Genomic DNA, 20,433 nt, shown 5'->3' on the forward strand with positions numbered 1-20,433 from the left:
AAAAGCGGCATAAGCACCGTAAACGGTGTCCGGGATTACTTGACCAGTTCAGCCTGCTCGCGAAGGGCGCGATGCGGTCTATCAGATTTTCGCCGGCGACCGCCCCGGCTTCTTGGTCTGCAACAAATGCGAAAACACCGCATGCAAATCATCCGAAGCACTTTCCTCGTCAAGGTTGAGCTTGCTGTCGATGTGATCCATGTGATGCATCATCAGGTTGACTGCCAGTTCAGCGTCACGCTTCTCAATGGCGTCGATCAATTGGGTGTGCTCGTCGTAGGAGCAGTGGGAGCGGTTGCCGCTTTCGTATTGGGCGATGATCAGCGATGTCTGGGACACCAGGCTGCGCTGGAAGCTGATCAACGGCGCGTTTTTCGCCGCTTCGGCCAGTTTCAGGTGGAACTCGCCCGACAGGCGGATACCGGCGCCACGATCGCCACGGGAGAAACTGTCGCGCTCGTCGTTGACCATCTGTCGCAACTCGGCGATCTGCTCGGCGGTGGCGTGTTGAACCGCCAGCTCGGTGATCGCGCGTTCGACCAGACGTCGGGCCATGAACACCTGACGCGCCTCTTCCACGCTGGGACTTGCAACCACGGCGCCGCGATTCGGCCGCAACAGCACCACGCCTTCATGGGCCAGGCGCGACAGCGCACGGCGAATGATGGTGCGGCTGACCCCGAAGATTTCCCCCAGCGCTTCTTCGCTCAACTTGGTGCCGGGCGCCAGACGCTGTTCGAGGATGGCCTCGAAGATATGCGCGTAGACAATATCGTCCTGGGTACCGCTGCGGCCGGCTTTGCCTGCTCGCGGTTGTTTCTTGAGGGGTTGCAACTGTTCGTTCATGGGCACTCGAGTCGGGAGAACTGCGGCGAATTGACCGTGACTGTAATACGGCACAGTGGGTCGCTGGCAAGTATCGCGTAAAAAACACTGCAATTGTACACAATGGATGGTGGCAACACGACTGTACGGCTGTTTGTCGCTTCTGCTGTATAGCAATGCCTGCTTACATTTGAGTTTAGGCTTGTTCACAGAATTCGCGGCCCACGCCGCCCCCTGTGGGAGCTGGCTTGCCAGCGATGAGGCCATCCAGCCTTGCAGCGTGATTCAGGACGCCATCGCTGGCAAGCCAGCTCCCACAGAGGGTTGTGCTGCTGCGGACATCTTCATATGTATAAGGAACATCGCCGTCATGAACGACGCCACGCACACTCAACTCCGCCCCTGGGCCGATACCTCACCGTCGGCCGTCGTCGCCGGGTTCATCGCCATGATGACCGGCTACACCAGCTCCCTAGTCCTGATGTTTCAGGCCGGGCAAGCGGCGGGCCTGACCAGCGGGCAGATTTCCTCGTGGATCTGGGCGATTTCCATTGGCATGGCGGTGTGCTCGATCGGCCTGTCGTTGCGTTATCGCACCCCCATCACCATTGCCTGGTCGACCCCCGGCGCGGCGTTGCTGATCACCAGCCTGGGCGGCGTGAGCTATGGCGAAGCCATCGGGGCCTATATCACCTGCGCGGTGCTGGTGACGATTTGTGGCCTGACCGGCAGCTTCGAACGGTTGGTGAAAAAAATCCCCGCGTCGCTGGCGGCGGCGTTGCTGGCGGGGATCCTGTTCAAGATCGGCAGCGAAATCTTCGTCGCCGCCCAGCATCGGACCGCGCTGGTGCTGGGCATGTTTTTCACCTACCTGGTGGTCAAGCGCCTCTCACCGCGCTATGCGGTACTGGCTGCGCTGTTGATCGGCACGGCGATATCGGGATTCATGGGGCTGCTGGATTTCAGCGGTTTCCACCTGGAAGTGGCCACGCCGGTCTGGACCACACCGCACTTCTCCCTCGCCGCCACGATCAGCATCGGCATACCGTTGTTTGTGGTGGCGATGACCTCGCAAAACATGCCGGGCATCGCCGTGCTGCGCGCTGACGGTTACACCGTGCCGGCCTCGCCGCTGATCACCACCACCGGTATCGCTTCCTTATTACTCGCGCCTTTTGGCTCCCACGGGATCAACCTTGCCGCCATCAGCGCAGCGATCTGCACAGGGCCGCACGCCCATGAGGATCGCAACAAACGCTACACCGCCGCGGTCTGGTGTGGCGTTTTCTACGGGATCGCCGGCGTATTCGGCGCGACCTTGGCAGCGTTGTTTGCCGCGCTGCCCAAGGAACTGGTGCTGTCGATTGCCGCACTGGCGTTGTTCGGCTCGATCATCAACGGTTTGAGCATTGCCATGAGCGAAGTGAAGGAGCGTGAAGCGGCGCTGATCACCTTTATGGTCACGGCATCGGGGCTGACGCTGTTTTCCATCGGGTCGGCGTTCTGGGGGATTGTGGCGGGGGTGGTGACGCTGGTGATCCTCAATTGGCGCAAGGCCTGATGGCCTGTAGGAGCGAGCTTGCTCGCGATGGTCGTTAACGAAAACGCGTGTTTCCTGGATAAACCCGGTGCTCTTAAGTCCATCGCGAGCAAGCTCGCTCCTACAAAAAGCAGGCATAAAAAAACGGCGACCCTCGGGCCGCCGTTTTTTAGAACATCAAGCTACCGGATTGATCGGCTTTTCCGGGTACCAGACGTCCAGCAGCGGGCTGACTTCAACGCTGGTCAGCTCGGTGCGGCCTTTGAGCCAGGCTTCAACGGCAGCGCGCTGTTCAGCGCTGACCGAGCCACGCTTCTGCAGGCAAACCAGACCGTAGTCGTCGCCGCCAACATAGCCCAGACCGTTGGCTTCCATGGCTTCTTTGAGGAACGCATCGAGGAAAGCATCAATGGCTTCGTCAGCCAAATCTTCTTTGAAATCCAGGTTCAGCTCGAAACCCAGCTCTTGAAATTCATCGACGCACAGTTTTTTGCGCAGACGCTGGGAACGGTTAGTCGCCATTGGAACAATCCTCTTAAGTAATAACGGCCGGCACTTTAGCAGTTTAAGGCGCCGATTGCCCGCCTCTGAACGGCGCGCACCCTACCGCCGGTAAAAAAATAGCCGATAACAAGACCAAGGCACGGCACAAGCCAGGATACCTTGGGGCATAATGCCGACACTTTAATGACCGCTGAGGGCTTTCATGTTCATGCCCTCGTCTATTTCCCCTCGGCTGCAGGGTTTTATTTCACATGATCAAATCGTTACGTCCACTGCTGCTGGCCAGCCTCCTGTTCCCGCTGGCCCTCCCCGTTTCCGCTGACCCGATCAACACCGCCTTGTCGCCCAACGTTGAAAAAGCTCTCAAGGCCAGCAAGTTGCAGGACAACGCCCTGTCGCTGGTGATGATTCCCCTCAACGGCCCCGGCACCCCGACCATTTTCAACGCCGACGTGTCGGTCAACCCGGCCTCGACCATGAAACTGGTCACCACCTACGCGGCCCTGGAAATGCTCGGCCCGAACCACCAGTGGAAAACCGAGTTCTACACCGACGGCACCCTCAGCGGCGGCATCCTCAACGGTAATCTCTACCTCAAGGGTGGCGGTGATCCGAAGCTGAACATGGAAAAGCTCTGGCTGCTGATGCGTGACCTGCGCGCCAACGGCGTGACCCAGGTCACTGGCGACCTGGTGCTGGATAAAAACTTCTTCGTGCAACCGCAACTGCCCGAGTTCAACGACGACGGCAACGACGAGAACAAACCGTTTCTCGTTAAACCCGACGCGTTGCTGGTCAACCTCAAGGCCCTGCGCTTCGTTGCACGCAACGACTCGGGCAAGGTGCTGGTATCGGTCGAGCCACCCATCGCCAGCATTCGCATCGACAACCAGGTCAAGGCCATCAATTCCAAGCAATGCACCGGCGGCGTGCGTTACAACCCGGTGCCCCAGGCCGATGGCAGCGTGACGGTCACGGTCGGCGGTCAGTTGGGTGAAGGCTGCAGCTCGCAGACCTACCTGTCGCTGCTTGACCATGCGACCTACACCGCCGGCGCCGTGCGTGCGATCTGGAAGGAGCTGGGTGGCAGCATTCAGGGCAGGGATGTACTGGCGCCAACGCCGAAAGATGCCAAGGTGCTGGCGCGGGCGTTCTCGCCGGATTTGGCGGAGATCATCCGCGACATCAACAAATACAGTAACAACACCATGGCCCAGCAGCTGTTCCTGAGCCTGGGCCAGAAATTCCGCACCGACGCCGACGCCGACGATGCCAAGGCCGCCCAACGCGTGGTCCGGCAGTGGCTGGCGAAGAAAGGCATCACCGCCCCGCACCTGGTGATGGAGAACGGCTCCGGCCTGTCCCGCTCCGAACGCGTCAGCGCCCGGGAAATGGCCTCGATGCTGCAAGCCGCGTGGCGCAGCCCATACGCCGCCGAGTACATCAGTTCGATGCCGATTGCCGGCACGGACGGCACCATGCGCAAACGCCTGAAAACCACTGCGATGCGCGGTGAAGCCCACGTCAAGACCGGCACTTTGAACACGGTGCGCGCGATTGCCGGATTCAGCCGCGACGTCAACGGTAATACCTGGGCGGTGGTGGCGATCCTCAACGACAAGGCCCCGTTCGGTGCATCGTCGGTGCTCGATCAGGTGCTGCTGGACCTGTATCGCCAGCCGAAAGCGCCGCAGACGGCTTCGGTTTTGTAAGCACGCCTCAATCAACTGTGGGAGCGAGCCTGCTCGCGAAGACGGCAGCACATTCAACATCGATGTGACTGATAGACCGCTTTCGCGAGCAGGCTCGCTCCCACAGTGATTGTGTTCAGACCTGGCTCAGTTCATCTCCCCCTGCACCCGATCCCTGCCCGCCTGCTTCGCCGCATAAACCCCCGAATCCGCCCGCAGCAGCAGCGCATCCGCGCCCTCGCCGACCCGCCAACTGGCAATGCCGAAACTGGCCGTGACAACCCCCACTTCGTCAATCGGTGCACCGCGCAAGCTTTGCCACAACTCCAGCGCCAGCACATGGGCCTGTTCGCCACCGATGTCCGGGCACAGCACCATGAACTCTTCGCCACCCAAGCGGCAGAACACATCCGTGCGGCGCAACCGTTGGCCGATGCGTTCGCACAGCGCCTGCAACACCCGGTCTCCCACGGCATGGCCGTGCTGGTCGTTGATGCGCTTGAAGTGGTCGATGTCGAGCATGATCACCGACAGTTCGCCACCACCGCGCTCGACCCGGGCCATCTCGGTCGTCAGGCGTTCCTGGAAATAGCGGCGGTTGTGAATACCGGTCAGGGAGTCGGTGATGGACAGAGCGCGCAGCTCTTCCTCCACCCGTTTCATATCGGAAATGTCCGAGATATAGCCATGCCACAGCACGCCACCACCGGGCAGCTCCTCCGGGGTCGCCTCGCCCCGAACCCAGCGCAGGCCGCGCTCGGGCAGTTGCACGCGATATTCTTCGCGCCACGGACTGAGATTGTCCGCCGACGCCCGGATCGAGGCGCGGACGCGCGTCGTGTCTTGAGGGTGGATTCGCGTGAAGATCGCCTCGGCATTCAGCAACAACACGTCCGGGTCGAGTTCATAGATCTCGCGGATACCGTCGCTGGCGTAGATGACGCTGAAGCGACCGTCGAACTCCATTTTGAACTGGTAAATCCCGCCGGGCACGTGGGCACTGAGTTTCTTCAACAGCAGGTCCCGCGCAGCCAGCGCCTCATGCACGCGCTTGCGCTCGGTGATGTCGATGCAGACGGCCAGGTGCCCGACCCATAGCCCCTGCTCATCAAGCACCGGCGTGGCCAGCATGTTGACGGCCAAGTGGCTGCCATCGCCGCGCACCAGCGTCCATTCCCGTGCCGCGTGCCCACCCTCGATGCTGTTCTCGACCAGCATCGCGTGGCAGGTCGGCACCGGTTTGCCGAATCGCGCGCTCAACTCGGCGGACCGCGCCGCGAGTTCCCGGGGCAGATGCAGGTTTTCCAGCGTCATGTGCCCCACCACATCGGCGGCGGCGTAGCCGAGCATTTGTTCGGCACCGGCATTGAAGGTGCTGATCACCCCGCGCAGGTCGGTGGCGATGATCGCCACTTGGGTGGCGGCATTGAGCACGCCGCGCAACTGGCCGTGGGTTCCCCGCAACTCCTGTTCGCGGGCGTGCAATTCCTGGGTCCGCTGCTCGACCATTCTCAACGCTCGTTGCCGCTGGCTGACCAGCACGTAAAGCAGCGCACTGAGCAACACACTGAGCAATCCGCCGAGCACCACCATCGTGGTGACGGACGAATGGTTGGCCTGCAGAAAAACCTCGCTGGGCTGGATGTCGACCTGATAATCGTGATCAGCCAGGCGCAGCAGCCGGGTCGCGGACAACTCACTGATGGCAGGCGCGTTCGGCGACTCAAACAGCACTTCGTGCTGTTCCTCTGTGGACAAGTCGAGGATACGCACCGAGAGATAATCACGGCCCGCCTCCGGCAAACCGTCCGCCAGCAACTGGCGCATGCTGATCACCGCCATGACATAACCGAACGGTTTGGCAGTCGCACCACCCGGGTGATTGCGCGGCATGACCGGCGCGACCAGCAGCACGCCCCGCGCATAGGCCGGCTCGATGCTGACCAGGTGCATCGGTTGCGACACCGCCATGCGCCCATGCTGGTCGGCACGCTCCAGCGTGGCGCGGCGCATCGGTTGGGCCAGCAGGTCGTAGCCGAGCGGCGCGCCGAGTTTGCTTTGCGTCTGGCTGTACAGCACCGCCACGTACTCATCCCGTTCAGCGGCCAATTGCAGTTGGCCGTCGGCATTGAGTTCGCGCAAGGTAAAACCCGTAAGGCCCTCATCTCGGGCATGCTGCTCGAATGCCGCCCGCTGCTCGCCACTAACCCGTTGAGCGTACGAATACGCCTGGGTACGGTGCAACAGGGGTTGGGTGTAGCCGTTGAATTCCTCTCGGGAGACCGAATCGGAATTGGCAAAGAACCGGCGCAGGCCATCGAGGCGCTGCTCCTGGTCTTCGAAACGTTCTTCGATACGGCTGTAACGTTCACTGGCCAGCAGCTGGAAACGTTGCCGTAATTGATGGTGAAACAGATTGAGTGTCGACCAGGCCAGCAACCCGGTGAGAATCCCGCCGACGAACAATACCAGGAGCACGACCAGCCAGGCCGAGACATCTTCGCTGATAAACCCCAGGATCTTTGGGCGCACGGCGTGCAACGACATAAAACGCAACTCAAAACGCCAGGTGCGGGAAAGCCCTTTGGCCGTGAGTTGAGTTATAGCTATTAGCCACTAATTTGACCAGCGCTGAAAGAATCCAAGAGCCTTTGAAAATCAAGGCTCTGTGGATCCAATCACACTAAGCGTCAACGAGCCGTGATTTTCCAGGCGCGGTGGATCTTGGCATTACGGGCAAAATCCGGATCGAGGGTCTGGGCAGTGATCTCCTCGATCGCATAACGCTCGCTGAGATTGGCCTCCAGCTCGAACTTGCGGAAGTTGTTGGAGAAGTACAAAACACCACCGGTTGCCAGCCGTGCCATGGCCAGGTCGATCAATTGCACCTGGTCACGCTGCACGTCGAAAATGCCTTCCATGCGCTTGGAGTTGGAGAAGGTCGGCGGGTCGATGAAGATCAGGTCGTACTCGTCACGGCTCGCTTCCAGCCAGGCCATCACATCGCCCTGCTCCAGACGGTTCTTGTCGGAAAAACCGTTCAGCGACAGGTTGCGCCGCGCCCAGTCCAGGTAGGTTTTCGACAAGTCGACGCTGGTGGTGCTGCGCGCACCGCCCTTGGCCGCATGAACACTGGCGGTGGCGGTGTAGCAGAACAGATTGAGGAAGCGCTTGCCGGCCGCCTCTTTCTGAATGCGCATGCGCATTGGCCGATGGTCGAGGAACAGGCCGGTGTCGAGGTAATCGGTGAGGTTCACCAGCAGCTTCACACCGCCTTCGTTCACTTCGACGAACTTGCCCTGTGCCGCCTGGCGCTCGTACTGCTTGGTGCCGCTCTGGCGCTCGCGGCGCTTGACCACCACGCGGCTCTTGTCGATGTTCAACGCCTGCGGAATCGCGGCCAGGGCATCGAACATGCGTGCGGAGGCTTTTTCCGGATCGATGGATTTCGGCGCGGCGTATTCCTGGACGTGGACCCAATCCTGATACAGGTCAATGGCCATGGAATATTCCGGCATGTCGGCATCGTAGACACGATAGCAGTCGATACCTTCACGCTTGACCCACTTGCCCAGGGCCTTGAGGTTCTTTTGCAGGCGGTTGGCAAACATCTGCCCGCCTTCGCTCAGGCGCGGCTGCTCGACCACCGGCGCGGGCGCAGGAGCCGGCTTGATCGGGTTGCCGTTCTTGTTGTACTTGCGTTCTTGCGGCTCGCTCGGCGCCTGATCATATTCAGCCTGCTCACGCTCGGCCTGACGCTGTTCCGGGGTGCGACGTTCGCCGGTGACGAACTGATCCGGCAGCACCTTGATCAGCAGCAGCTTGCACGGCAAGGCGCCGTTCCAGAACGAATACTGCTTGTGGCTGCGGATGCCCATGCGCTTGCCCAGGTCCGGCGCGCCAGTGAACACCGCCGCTTCCCAGTTCAGGCAGGCCTGACGCAGACGCTCGCCAAGGTTCTGGTAGAGGTAGAGCAGGCTCGCCTCGTCGCCCAGACGCTCGCCGTACGGTGGGTTGCAGATCACCAGGCCTTTCTGGTTCTGGTCGGGGCGCGGCTCGAAGGTCGCGACTTCGCCCTGGTAGATCTTGATCCATTCGCTCAGGCCGGCACGTTCGACGTTGTTGCGGCCCGGCTGAATCAGGCGCGGATCGGCTTCATAACCACGAATCCACAGTGGCGGCTTGGCCAGACCGGCCGCCGCGCGTTCGGAGGCTTCTTCATGGAGTTTTTTCCACAGCGCCGGCACGTGGCCCAGCCAGGCGGTGAAACCCCATTGCTCACGGCGCAGGTTCGGCGCGATATCGGCGGCGATCATCGCGGCTTCAACCAGGAAGGTACCCACACCACACATCGGGTCCGCCAGTGCGCCGCCTTCGGCCGCGATACGTGGCCAGCCGGAACGGATCAGGATCGCCGCCGCGAGGTTTTCCTTCAGCGGCGCCGCACCTTGCTGCAAGCGATAGCCGCGCTGGTGCAGGCTGTGGCCTGAAAGATCGAGGGAGAGAATGGCTTCGCCACGGTCCAGGCGCAGATGAATGCGCAGGTCCGGGTTGAGTTTGTCGATGGACGGACGGTCACCCTGCGGTGTGCGCAGTTTGTCGACGATCGCATCCTTGACCTTCAGGGCGCCGAAGTGGGTGTTGTCGATCCCCGAGCCGTGACCGCTGAATTCCACGGCCAGTGTGCCGTCATTGAGCATGTGGTCTTGCCAGTCGATATCCAGCACGCCGTGATAGAGGTCTTCGGCGTCTTTCATCGGGAAACGCTTGAGTACCAGCAGCACCCGGTTGGCCAGGCGCGACCACAGGCACAGGCGATAAGCGGTTTCCATGGTGGCCATGCCGCGCACGGCAGAGGTGTGCTCACGTGCTTCCTCAAGGCCAAGCCCGACGGCTTCCTCGATAAGCAGGCCTTCAAGGCCTTTTGGGCAAGTGAGGAAGAGTTCAAAACGATCGGACATGAGGGTTTCTGCGCCTTTGGCTGAGTGAACCGGCAACGCATTGCCGGCCCGGTTTTCAATCAGGCGCTTTTCTCGAAGAGCGCCCGCGTGGCACGAAGGTGTGCCGTTCCACCCCTGCTGCTCGGGTTAAATGAGCTTAGATGCAAGGACAGATAAAAAAGTTGATGCAACAAAATGTCATAAGTCGACCCTTCGTCGAAAAATGCTCGCAGCAACGCGAGGCATTCTCACCAAAGGATTAACCCCTTCATCCTGCGGGGGGCCGATCATACAGGGCTTTAACTCATAAATACGCAAGGAACATCGAGTTACTTATGGCCTTAGCACATTAATAGTTACGTCCTTATGACAAAACGATCATTCCCTCGATGTGACGCATTGGTTAGAACTCAATACAGGTTGGCGCCGCAATGACGCCAACACCTTGGCTCGCCACGCCGGCAGCGAGCCCCCAACGGCAGAGTTTTTCTGCCTGACCTCGATTGAGGTCGACGCGATAAAAACAGTCAACAAGTGAGGGCTACACCCTATGAGAAGACTTAAGCGTGATCCGTTGGAAAGAGCATTTTTGCGCGGATATCAATATGGCGTAGGTGGTAAATCCCGTGAGCTTTGCCCATTTACTCTACCGTCGGTACGTCAAGCCTGGATTAACGGCTGGCGAGAAGGACGCGGCGACAACTGGGACGGTATGACCGGCACTGCGGGAATCCACAGACTCAACGAACTTCACGCCGTCGGCTAACACAGGGCACACACTCCGACACGACAATCTGAGTACGCAACGAATTAACCACGCACGTCCCATCCGGACGGCGGGCTACGGCCCAGGGGCTCCTTTTGAGGGGCCCTTTTTTATGCCTGCTAAATCAACCTGAAGCCGCAAACGCACCTGTGGGAGCCTGCTCGCGAAGAGGCCATCAGATCCGACATGGATGCCGCCCGACAGGAAGTCTTCGCGAGCAGGCTCGCTCCTACAGGGATCAGCGCAGGGCTGCGATAGCGTCGACCGACTCACGAATCAACGCCGGGCCTTTATAGATAAAGCCCGAGTAGATCTGCACCAGGCTTGCGCCCGCGGTGATTTTCTCGGCCGCGTGCTTGCCCTCGGTGATACCGCCCGCCGCGATGATCGGCAAGCGACCGCCCAGCTCCGCCGCCAGCACTTTCACGGTGTGGGTGCTCTTGTCCCGAACCGGTGCGCCCGACAGACCACCGGCTTCGTCACCATGCTCAAGACCTTCGACACCCACGCGGCTCAGGGTGGTGTTGGTGGCGATGACCGCGTCCATGCCGGTTTCGATCAACGCTTGGGCGACCTGGGCGGTTTCCTCGTCGGTCATGTCCGGGGCGATCTTGATCGCCAGCGGTACGTGCTTGCCGTGACGCAGCGCCAACTCCGCCCGGCGCGTGGCCAGGTCAGCCAGCAACTGCTTGAGCGAGTCGCCGAATTGCAGGCTGCGCAGGCCCGGAGTGTTGGGCGAGCTGACGTTGACCGTCACGTAGCTGGCGTGGGCATAGACCTTGTCCAGGCAGATCAGATAATCGTCGACCGCACGCTCGACCGGGGTATCGAAGTTCTTGCCGATGTTGATGCCCAGCACGCCCTTGTACTTGGCTGCCGCAACGCGGGCCAGCAGGTGATCGACACCGAGGTTGTTGAAGCCCATGCGATTGATGATCGCCTCGGCATCCGGCAGGCGGAACAAACGCGGCTTCGGGTTACCCGGCTGCGGGCGCGGAGTGATGGTGCCGATTTCGACAAAACCGAAACCCAGCTGCGCAAAGCCGTCGATGGCTGCACCGTTCTTGTCCAGACCGGCCGCCAGACCCACCGGGTTCGGGAAGTCCAGGCCCATGACATTCACCGGCAACTTCGCCGGCGCCTTGCACAGCAAGCCGTTGAGCCCCAGACGCCCACCCGCGCCGATCAGGTCCAGGGACAGATCGTGGGAAGTTTCCGGGGAAAGTTTGAACAACAGCTGACGGGCCAGGGTGTACATGGGCGAGTTGGACTCAGGCGGCGAAAAGTGGCGGCGATTATAGCCGGGCACAGGTCCACAGGCGAGGCGCACAAGAAAAACAGCCCACGATGGCATATGCCTTGCACCCGTCCAGGCATCAGCACCCATGCCAATGGCGGAATGTGTGCCAGGACAATGGCGTCGTCACCCGCCCTTGCGCGTGCAAGGCCCCGGGACGACGCTTTTTTTTGCAAGGTGAACATGCGATGAACGAACCGTCAGCCGGCCCTCTGGCCTGGGTCAATGGCAGCGATGCCCCGGAAAAGACCGAAATCAACCTCGGCTTCATGGCCCTGAGCGACTGCGCCTCGGTAGTGGTCGCCGCCACTCAGGGCTTTGCCCAGCCCTACGGCCTGACCCTGAACCTCAAGCGCCAGTCGTCCTGGGCCAATTTGCGGGACAAGCTGGTCAGCGGCGAACTCGATGCCGCCCACAGCCTGTACGGCTTGATCTACGCCGTGCACCTGGGCATCGGCGGCGTGGCCGCGACTGACATGGCCGTGCTCATGGGCCTGAACCAGAACGGCCAGAGCATCAACCTCTCCCACGGCTTACAGGGCCTGGGCGTGACCGGTCCTGAGGCACTGCATCGGCACGTGCACCAAACTCGCCCAAAACTGACCTTCGCCCAGACCTTCCCCACCGGCACTCACGCCATGTGGCTGTATTACTGGCTCGCCAGTCAGGGGATTCATCCGTTGCAGGATGTCGACAGTGTGGTGGTGCCACCGCCGCAAATGGTTGCGCACCTGCAAGCGGGCCGCATCGACGGTTTCTGCGTCGGCGAGCCATGGTCCGCCAGCGCGGTGCAGCAGGATCTCGGGTTTACCCTGGCGACGACCCAGACCATCTGGCCCGATCACCCGGAAAAGGTCCTGGGCTGCACCCGCGCCTTCGTCGAGCAATACCCCAATACCGCCCGGGCGTTGGTGATGGCGATTCTACAAGCCAGCCGCTTCATCGAAGACAGCACCGAGAACCGCCGCAGCACCGCGCAATTGCTCAGCGCGCCGCAATACCTCGACGCCCCGCTCGACTGCATCGAACCGCGCCTGTTGGGCGATTATGCCGACGGTCTCGGCAATCGCTGGCAAGACCCGCACGCCTTGCGTTTCCATGGTGAAGGCGAGGTGAATCTGCCGTACCTGTCCGATGGCATGTGGTTCATGACCCAGTTCCGCCGCTGGGGGTTGTTGCGTGACGATCCGGATTACCCGGCGGTGGCCCGTCAGGTCCAGCAACTAGACTTGTATCGAGAGGCGGCCACCGCGGTCGGCGTTGCCGCTACGGACAAGGAAATGCGCAGCAGCCAGTTGATCGATGGCAAGGTCTGGGACGGTTCTGATCCGGCCGGTTATGCCCGCAGTTTCAAACTGCACGCCATGAGCGACAGCTCGCCCCTTTTCGCCAGCCGCTGACAGGAGACTGCGAACATGTTGCGTATCCTGCTGATCAACGACACCGCGAAAAAAGTCGGGCGCCTGAAAGCGGCCCTGATCGAGGCCGGTTTTGAGGTGATCGACGAATCCGGATTGACCATCGACCTGCCCGAACGCGTCGAAACGGTGCGCCCGGACGTGATCCTGATCGATACCGAGTCACCGGGCCGCGATGTCATGGAACAAGTGGTGCTGGTGAGCCGCGACCAGCCACGGCCGATCGTGATGTTTACCGACGAACACGACCCCGATGTGATGCGCCAGGCGATCAAGTCCGGGGTCAGTGCCTACATTGTCGAAGGCATACACGCACAACGCCTGCAGCCGATTCTCGACGTGGCCATGGCACGCTTCGAAAGCGACCAGGCCCTGCGCGCCCAGCTGCACGCCCGCGACCAGCAACTGGCCGAGCGCAAGCGTATCGAGCTGGCCAAGGGGCTGCTGATGAAGATGAAGGACTGCAACGAAGAAGAGGCCTACACCCTCATGCGCCGCCAGGCGATGAGCCGCCAGCAGAAGTTGATCCAGGTGGCGGAGCAGATCATTGCCATGAGTGAGTTGCTGGGTTGAAGCCTTGTGGTGAATCTTCGATCGCCTTCGCGAGCAGGCTCGCCCCCACAAGGGAATTGCACCTCACACAAATCAACTGTGGGAGCGAGCCTGCTCGCGAACGGCAACAACCCGATTTCAGCTGTTGGCACAAATCTCGCTAAGTAATCACCACAGGTAACCAACGGCGGTTGCCCCACCTACGACAAAGACGTCGCTCACCCCATTTGCCCCTGGCGAATCGGGTAGCGGCGTTTTTTTGTTTTGGCCCCATTGCCCGGGGCCGGTGGTGCGGCCCTGCGGCGCCCCACCTGCATGACTCCCGTTCGAGACTCCTATCAGTTGAGGTGCGCGATGAATTCAAGCTTCTGGAAATCCGGCCATACCCCGACCCTGTTCGCAGCCTTCCTGTACTTCGATCTGAGCTTCATGGTCTGGTACCTGCTCGGCCCCCTGGCGGTGCAAATCGCCGGCGATCTGCACCTGACCACCCAACAGCGCGGAATGGTAGTGGCGACGCCTATTCTGGCGGGAGCCATACTGCGCTTTGTGATGGGCATGCTGGCTGATCGCCTGTCACCGAAAACCGCCGGACTGATCGGTCAGGTGATCGTCATATGCGCGTTGTTCGGCGCCTGGAAGCTCGGGATCCACAGCTACGAGCAAGCATTGCTCCTGGGGCTGTTCCTGGGCATGGCTGGCGCCTCGTTCGCCGTCGCCCTGCCCCTGGCATCGCAATGGTATCCGCCGCAGCACCAAGGCAAAGCCATGGGCATCGCCGGGGCGGGTAACTCGGGCACTGTGCTGGCCGCGTTGATTGCACCGGTGCTGGCGGCAGCGTTTGGCTGGAGCAATGTGTTCGGCTTCGCCCTGATCCCGCTGATCCTGACCCTGATCGTCTTCGCCTGGCTGGCCAAAAACGCCCCAGAGCGACCGAAGGCCAAGTCGATGGCCGACTACTTCAAGGCACTGGGTGACCGCGACAGCTGGTGGTTCATGTTTTTCTACAGCGTGACCTTCGGTGGCTTCATCGGCCTGGCCAGCGCCCTGCCCGGTTACTTCAACGACCAGTACGGCCTGAGCCCGGTGACCGCCGGCTACTACACTGCCGCCTGCGTGTTCGGTGGCAGCCTGATGCGTCCTTTGGGCGGCGCCCTGGCTGATCGCTTCGGCGGCATCCGTACCTTGCTGGGGATGTATACCGTGGCGGCGATCTGCATCGCTGCCGTGGGTTTCAACCTGCCAAGTTCCTATGCAGCCCTGGCACTGTTCGTCTGCACCATGCTCGGTCTTGGGGCAGGTAACGGTGCAGTGTTCCAACTGGTTCCACAGCGCTTCCGCCGGGAGATCGGCGTGATGACCGGCCTGATCGGCATGGCCGGCGGCATCGGCGGTTTTGCGCTGGCCGCAGGCATGGGCGCGATCAAGCAAAGCACCGGCAGCTACCAGATGGCGCTGTGGCTGTTCGCCAGTCTCGCGATCCTTGCCTGGTTTGGCCTGCACGGCGTGAAACGTCGCTGGAGAACCACCTGGGGCTCGGCCGCCGTGACCGCTGCACGGGTTTGACACGGCCATGAGCCTGCAACTGAGTTTTGCCGAAGCCAGCGCCACCGGTCCGCGGGAGGAAAATCAGGACGCCTTGCGCCTGGTCACACCGGCCCCGGCCCTGGCGGCGAGCAAGGGTTACCTGTTCGCCATCGCCGACGGCGTCAGCCAATGCGCCGATGGCGGCCTGGCCGCCCGTTCGACGTTGCAGGCCCTGGCCCTGGATTACTACGCCACCCCGGAAACCTGGGGCGTTGCCCAGGCACTGGATCGTCTGCTGCTGGCACAGAACCGCTGGTTGCAGGCCAATGGTAGCGGGCAACCCTTGCTGACCACGGTCAGTGCCCTGGTCTTGCGTGGCCGACGTTTTACCCTGGCCCATGTCGGTGATTGCCGGGTCTATCGCTGGCATGCCGAACAATTGCAGCGAGTCAGCGAAGACCACGTTTGGGACCAGCCGGGCATGCAGCATGTGCTCAAGCGGGCGCTAGGGCTCGATCAACATCTGGTACTGGATTTTCTCGACGGTGAATTGCGCCTCGATGAGAGCTTCGTGCTGCTCAGCGACGGTATCTGGGCGGTCTTGGGCGATACGGCGATTGCCGCGATTCTGCGCGATCAACCGGACCTTCAAAGCGCGGCGCAGACCCTGGTCAACGCCGCCCACCTGGCCGGCAGCCAGGATAACGCCAGCGCCCTGCTGGTGCGGGTCGATGCCCTCGGTGAAACCAGCATCGGCGATGCGCTGATTCATTTGCAGCAATGGCCGCTGCCGCCTTCGCTGAAACCAGGCCAGGACTTCGAGGGCTGGCAGGTTGAAGCCATGCTCGGCCAGAGCCAGCAGTCGCTGCTCTATCGGGTACGCGACAGTCAGCGGCAACCCTGGCTGCTGAAAACCCTGCCCGGCGCGCTGCGCGATGATCACTTGGCCGGGCAAGCATTGTTATCGGAAGAATGGTTTCTCAAGCGTGTGGCCGGACGGCATTTCCCTGAAGTCCATGCGGCCAGTCAGCGGCAGCATTTGTATTACGTGATGCGCGAATATTCTGGCTCGACCCTTGCGCAACTGTTCGCACAGATCGGTCCGTTACCGCTGGCACAGTGGCAGGACCTGGCCGAACGCCTGCTCAAGGCTGTCGGCCTGTTGCATCGACGGCAGATCCTGCATCGAGACATCAAACCGGAAAACCTGCTGCTGGGTGACGACGGTGAATTGCGCCTGCTGGATTTCGGACTTGCCTGGTGTTCCGGCTTGTCCGAAGACCAGCCCTCGGCCTTGCCCGGCACGCCCAGCTACATCGCGCCAGAAGCGTTTCGCGGCGAAGGACCTGCGCCGCAACAGGACCTGTATGCCGTCGGTGTGACCCTGTATTACCTGCTTACCGGGCATTTTCCCTACGGCGAAATCGAAGCTTTCCAGCGTCCACGATTCGGGGCTCCGGTGAGTGCCAACCGCTATCGACCCGACTTGCCGGAGTGGCTGACACAAAGCCTGGAACGGGCGGTCGCGGCAGATCCGGCCCAGCGCTTTGAAACAGCCGAGGAATGGTTGCTGCTGATGGAACAAGGTGAGCGCCATAGCTTGAGCGTACGCCCCAGGCCCTTGCTGGAGCGAGAGCCGTTGAAGGTGTGGCGGACGTTGGCGTTGGGGTCACTGCTGATCAATCTGGTGCTGTTGTTTTTTGTATTTCATGGATAGGACCGAGGTGCGTCTTTCGCGAGCAGGCTCGCTCCCACAATGGAACTTCAGCGCTCAAAAATCCCCTGTGGGAGCGAGCCTGCTCGCGAAGACGAACTGAATGACGCTGCAATGCTTTCGACCTGCTCCATTACCGTTACACATGAGGAAAACACGATGAACGCAAAAGTCTGGCTGGTCGGTGCGGGACCTGGTGATCCGGAATTGCTGACGCTGAAGGCCGTGCGGGCGTTGAGAGAAGCGGACGTCGTGCTGATTGATGATCTTGTGAATGATGCAGTCCTTGAGCACTGCACCGGCGCCCGGATCATTCCCGTGGGTAAACGCGGCGGTTGCCGCTCAACGCCACAAGCGTTCATCCATCGCCTGATGCTGCGTTACGCGCGCCACGGCAAATGCGTGGTGCGCCTCAAGGGCGGCGACCCGTGCATTTTCGGGCGCGGCGGTGAAGAGGCTCAGTGGCTGCGCGAACGCGGGATTGAAGTCGAGTTGGTCAACGGCATTACCGCCGGGCTTGCTGGCGCCACACAATGCGATATCCCCTTGACCCTGCGCGGCGTGGCCAGAGGCGTGACACTGGTCACTGCTCATACCCAGGACGGCAGCAGCCTGAACTGGCAAGCACTGGCCCAGAGTGGTACGACCCTGGTGATTTACATGGGGGTGGCCAAACTCAGTGAAATCCGCGAGCAGTTGCTGGCCGGAGGCATGGCCGCGGACATGCCGGTGGCAATGATTGAAAACGCTTCACTGCCACATCAGCGCGAATGCCGCAGTGATCTGACAGCCATGGAAGAGGATGCCGATAACTTCCAGCTCAAGAGCCCCGCCATTCTGGTGATTGGAACCGTGGCTGCCCGAGCAACATCGTCCCTGTATGAGCAGTGCTTGCCCGCAATGACGGCTGCTCATTCGGCCTGAATCTTCCTGATTGAACACCTTTCCACCAAATCGCAGGCAAAGAAAAGCCCGGCCTGAGCCGGGCTTTTCTCGGAGCGGCGAGCTAATTACTTAGCTTGAGCTTCAACCTGCGCTTCTACGCGACGGTTTACAGCGCGGCCAGCGTCAGTTTTGTTGTCAGCAACTGGGCGGGATTCGCCGTAGCCAACAGACTGAACGCGGGACGATTCAACACCGTACTGGTTGGTCAGAACTTGCTTAACGGCGTTTGCACGACGCTCGGACAGTTTCTGGTTGTAAGCGTCAGGACCGACGTTGTCAGTGTGACCTTCAACAGTAGTGGTGGTGGATGGGTACTGCTTCATGAAGTCAGCCAGGTTCTTGATGTCGCCGTAGCTGTTTGGCTTGACGACCGACTTGTCGAAGTCGAACTTCACGTCCAGCTCTACACGTACAACTTCAGCAACTGCTGGGCAGCCATCAGCGTCAACGGTTACGTTGGCTGGGGTGTCCGGGCACTTGTCAACGTTGTCGCATACGCCATCGTTGTCGCTGTCGGAGCAGACTTCAGCCGGTGCTGGAACTGGAGCAGCAGCTGGCTTGGAGCCGCCACCGAAGTTCACACCGATACCGACGCTAGGAGCCCACTCGGTGTTGCCCTGGTCGATGTTGTACTGAGCTTCAACGCCGGCACGGGCGTAGAAGTTGTCGGTGAAGTACAGCTTGGCGCCGCCACCAACGTTGGCGAAGGTGGAACGGTCACGACCGTTCGAACCGTTCTGGTCGATGCTCTGGTCGGAGAAACCGGCCGAGACGTAAGGACGCAGCATGTCGCCTGGGTTGTTGAAGTGGTACAGAGCGTCCAGAGCGGTGTTAGCGCCTTTTACGTTCTTACCGTCGTCAGCACGGACGTTGTGAACTTCGTCGTAGCCCAGACGCAGTTCAACGTCGTCGGTCAGGAAGTAACCAACGGAACCGCCGAACAGGTTGCCGTCGTTTTTGAAGTTACGGGTGCTGTCAAAGTATTCTTTCTTTGCGAAGCCTTCGATTTCAACTGCGCCTTGGCCCTGTGCCAGAGCGCCGAACGAAGTGGCGGCAATAAGAGAACCAATGGCCAAGCCCAAGGTGTTTTTCAGTTTCATCCGTTAAATCCCCATCTGGTGATTGTGAAGCAGTCCCGCAAACCGGGGGACAACTCGGCGGCAAGTCTAACAGAACTTGCCTACACGTAAGAGATATTTGCGCCGAACTAAGTTTCGGCAATGCCTGCAAATTTCTCACGCAGTTTATCTAGAGCGCGTTTGTACCGCATTTTTGTTGCACTCAAACCCATGTGCATGATGTCTGCGATCTCCTGAAATTCCAGCTCTGCGACAAATCGTAGCACCAGAATTTCACGGTCGATCGGGTTCACATACACCAGCCAGCGATCAAGCCCGCCCTTCTCCTCGGGTTTCGGCGCCTTTTCTTCGGACGCTTCTTCGAGGGGGTCCAGACTCAAGGCGTCCATCAAGCGACGCTTTCGCCGTTCCTTCCGATACTGTGTGATGCACTCGTTGTACGTGATGCTATATAGCCATGTCTTGAACTTCGATTTGCCCTCGAAGTTCTTCAAGCCATACAACACCTTCAACATCACTTCCTGACAGACATCATCTGCGTCGCGATCGTTCCCGAGATACCGTGCACAGACGTTAAATAATGTTCGCTGGTAACGCCGCATCAGTTCTTCATAGGCGCGCGTAACATGAAACAGCTCGGTATGCGAGCGCGCGACCAACTCCTCATCAGAGAGCTCGCGGGGGTCGTAGCGCGTGGATAGCGATTGGGCTTTATTCAAAACAAGTCGGGCCGACAGTCAGGTCAATGTCCGCCGCAGCCAGCATCAGCAGGCATTTTGCGGCGGCATACATTAGCAGGGTTTGCCGGGTTAGCGGCTACTCACATGCTGTTCAAGGAGAATCCGATTGGAAAGAGAGACTAGCTCACCCTCATCGGTCAGCAATGTGGTTTTAACCGTGCCGATCTCTTCGATCTGCCCTTCGACCTCGCCAACACGCACTTGTTGCCCAACCTGGTACAACTCACGCACATAGATTCCCGCAAGAATCTGACCGGCAATTTCCCGGCTTCCCAACCCCATGGCCAGCGCAACCGCCAGACCAACGGTAATCAATACGATTACGATCACGTGGTTGAGCAGGTCAGTCTTGACCTCCAACTGGCTGATCGCAACCGAGATACTGATGATGATCACCAGGCCCTGAGCAATTCGCCCCAAGCCGGAAGCGTAGTCCAGGCCTACGCCTTCTGCCGCTCCGCGCACCAGGCCATTGGCCAGTTGCGCCAGCAAGACACCCACCAACAGCACCAGCGCCGCGCCGAATACCTTCGGCAAATACAACGCAAGCATATCCAGCGTAGCTGAAACTCGCTCAAGTCCAAGGGATTCTGCGGCAGAAACCAGAAAAATCAGCAGAACGAACCAGTAGACGATTTTACCGATCAGCGTGGAAATGGGTACTTGAAGGCCGGCGCGCGACAGCAACTTGGTCAGGCCGGTACCGCCCATCAGGCGATCAAGGCCCAGTTTGGCGAGCAATTTGGACAACAGCGTGTCCAACAGCTTGGCCACGACGAAACCCAACAGCAGCACAACCAGTGCGCCAAACAGGTTCGGAATGAAGTTCGCAACCTTGGTCCATAACGCAGTCATTGCAGTGACGAGGCTCTGTGTCCAGAGATCAAGTTCCATA

Annotated in this window: 16 protein-coding genes; 8 read left to right on the plus strand and 8 right to left on the minus strand. The window is 60.3% G+C overall.

From position 1 onward, the window contains the following. Window positions 1-81 precede the first annotated feature (81 nt). Window positions 82-846 carry a GntR family transcriptional regulator gene (locus HNQ83_RS23990; RefSeq protein ID WP_007971481.1) on the minus strand — a complete coding sequence of 255 codons (765 nt, stop codon included), beginning with the start codon at window positions 844-846 and terminating at the stop codon, window positions 82-84. Window positions 847-1,195: 349 nt separating this feature from the next. Between HNQ83_RS23990 and HNQ83_RS23995 the strand changes: the two genes are divergently transcribed. Further along, on the plus strand, window positions 1,196-2,386 hold the full coding sequence (locus tag HNQ83_RS23995) for a benzoate/H(+) symporter BenE family transporter (RefSeq protein ID WP_175391239.1): 1,191 nt from the start codon (window positions 1,196-1,198) through the stop codon (window positions 2,384-2,386). A 156-nt stretch (window positions 2,387-2,542) separates the two neighbouring features. Here the strand turns inward: HNQ83_RS23995 and HNQ83_RS24000 are convergent, their stop codons facing one another. Continuing rightward, window positions 2,543-2,887 (minus strand): YggL family protein, encoded by a 345-nt coding sequence (locus HNQ83_RS24000; RefSeq protein ID WP_007971486.1) that lies wholly within the window; start codon window positions 2,885-2,887, stop codon window positions 2,543-2,545. 233 nt (window positions 2,888-3,120) lie between these two features. On the opposite strand from HNQ83_RS24000, the gene dacB reads away from it, so the two are divergent. Further along, window positions 3,121-4,581 carry a D-alanyl-D-alanine carboxypeptidase/D-alanyl-D-alanine-endopeptidase gene (gene dacB, locus HNQ83_RS24005; RefSeq protein ID WP_175391240.1) on the plus strand — a complete coding sequence of 487 codons (1,461 nt, stop codon included), beginning with the start codon at window positions 3,121-3,123 and terminating at the stop codon, window positions 4,579-4,581. A gap of 126 nt (window positions 4,582-4,707) precedes the next feature. On the opposite strand, the gene HNQ83_RS24010 is transcribed toward dacB, so the two are convergent. Next, a complete protein-coding gene (locus tag HNQ83_RS24010; RefSeq protein ID WP_175391241.1) occupies window positions 4,708-7,107 on the minus strand; it encodes a GGDEF domain-containing protein in 2,400 nt (799 codons plus the stop codon). A gap of 143 nt (window positions 7,108-7,250) precedes the next feature. After that, window positions 7,251-9,521, minus strand: coding sequence for a bifunctional 23S rRNA (guanine(2069)-N(7))-methyltransferase RlmK/23S rRNA (guanine(2445)-N(2))-methyltransferase RlmL (gene rlmKL / locus HNQ83_RS24015; RefSeq protein ID WP_175391242.1), 2,271 nt, complete (start codon window positions 9,519-9,521; stop codon window positions 7,251-7,253). Between the two features lie 529 nt (window positions 9,522-10,050). On the opposite strand from rlmKL, the gene rmf reads away from it, so the two are divergent. Beyond that, window positions 10,051-10,266 carry a ribosome modulation factor gene (gene rmf, locus HNQ83_RS24020; protein ID WP_003223300.1) on the plus strand — a complete coding sequence of 72 codons (216 nt, stop codon included), beginning with the start codon at window positions 10,051-10,053 and terminating at the stop codon, window positions 10,264-10,266. Between the two features lie 238 nt (window positions 10,267-10,504). Here rmf and HNQ83_RS24025 read toward each other — a convergent pair whose 3' ends face one another. Next, complete coding sequence (locus HNQ83_RS24025; protein WP_175391243.1) at window positions 10,505-11,524, minus strand: quinone-dependent dihydroorotate dehydrogenase; 1,020 nt, start codon at window positions 11,522-11,524, stop codon at window positions 10,505-10,507. A 227-nt stretch (window positions 11,525-11,751) separates the two neighbouring features. Here HNQ83_RS24025 and HNQ83_RS24030 point away from each other — a divergent pair, with 227 nt between their 5' ends. The 5 genes from HNQ83_RS24030 (at window position 11,752) to cobA (ending at window position 17,698) form a co-directional block, all read left to right on the plus strand. Continuing rightward, window positions 11,752-12,963, plus strand: coding sequence for a CmpA/NrtA family ABC transporter substrate-binding protein (locus HNQ83_RS24030; protein WP_175391244.1), 1,212 nt, complete (start codon window positions 11,752-11,754; stop codon window positions 12,961-12,963). A 15-nt stretch (window positions 12,964-12,978) separates the two neighbouring features. Next, window positions 12,979-13,554, plus strand: coding sequence for an ANTAR domain-containing response regulator (locus HNQ83_RS24035; protein ID WP_175391245.1), 576 nt, complete (start codon window positions 12,979-12,981; stop codon window positions 13,552-13,554). A 333-nt stretch (window positions 13,555-13,887) separates the two neighbouring features. Then, complete coding sequence (locus tag HNQ83_RS24040) at window positions 13,888-15,099, plus strand: NarK/NasA family nitrate transporter (RefSeq protein WP_175391246.1); 1,212 nt, start codon at window positions 13,888-13,890, stop codon at window positions 15,097-15,099. 7 nt (window positions 15,100-15,106) lie between these two features. After that, complete coding sequence (locus HNQ83_RS24045) at window positions 15,107-16,777, plus strand: bifunctional protein-serine/threonine kinase/phosphatase (RefSeq protein WP_175391247.1); 1,671 nt, start codon at window positions 15,107-15,109, stop codon at window positions 16,775-16,777. Window positions 16,778-16,933: 156 nt separating this feature from the next. Continuing rightward, window positions 16,934-17,698, plus strand: coding sequence for a uroporphyrinogen-III C-methyltransferase (cobA, locus tag HNQ83_RS24050; protein ID WP_175391248.1), 765 nt, complete (start codon window positions 16,934-16,936; stop codon window positions 17,696-17,698). 86 nt (window positions 17,699-17,784) lie between these two features. Here the strand turns inward: cobA and HNQ83_RS24055 are convergent, their stop codons facing one another. The 3 genes from HNQ83_RS24055 to HNQ83_RS24065 form a co-directional block, all read right to left on the minus strand. Then, entirely contained in the window at window positions 17,785-18,819 is a 1,035-nt protein-coding gene (locus HNQ83_RS24055) for an OmpA family protein (protein WP_175391249.1), read from the minus strand. A 107-nt stretch (window positions 18,820-18,926) separates the two neighbouring features. Further along, window positions 18,927-19,517, minus strand: coding sequence for an RNA polymerase sigma factor SigX (gene sigX, locus HNQ83_RS24060; RefSeq protein WP_017337463.1), 591 nt, complete (start codon window positions 19,515-19,517; stop codon window positions 18,927-18,929). Between the two features lie 90 nt (window positions 19,518-19,607). After that, window positions 19,608-20,432 (minus strand): mechanosensitive ion channel domain-containing protein, encoded by an 825-nt coding sequence (locus HNQ83_RS24065; protein ID WP_008048604.1) that lies wholly within the window; start codon window positions 20,430-20,432, stop codon window positions 19,608-19,610. Between the last annotated feature and the right edge of the window lies 1 nt (window position 20,433).

Source organism: Pseudomonas sp. C2B4 (genome assembly GCF_013359695.1).
In the GTDB taxonomy this organism is placed as follows: domain Bacteria; phylum Pseudomonadota; class Gammaproteobacteria; order Pseudomonadales; family Pseudomonadaceae; genus Aquipseudomonas.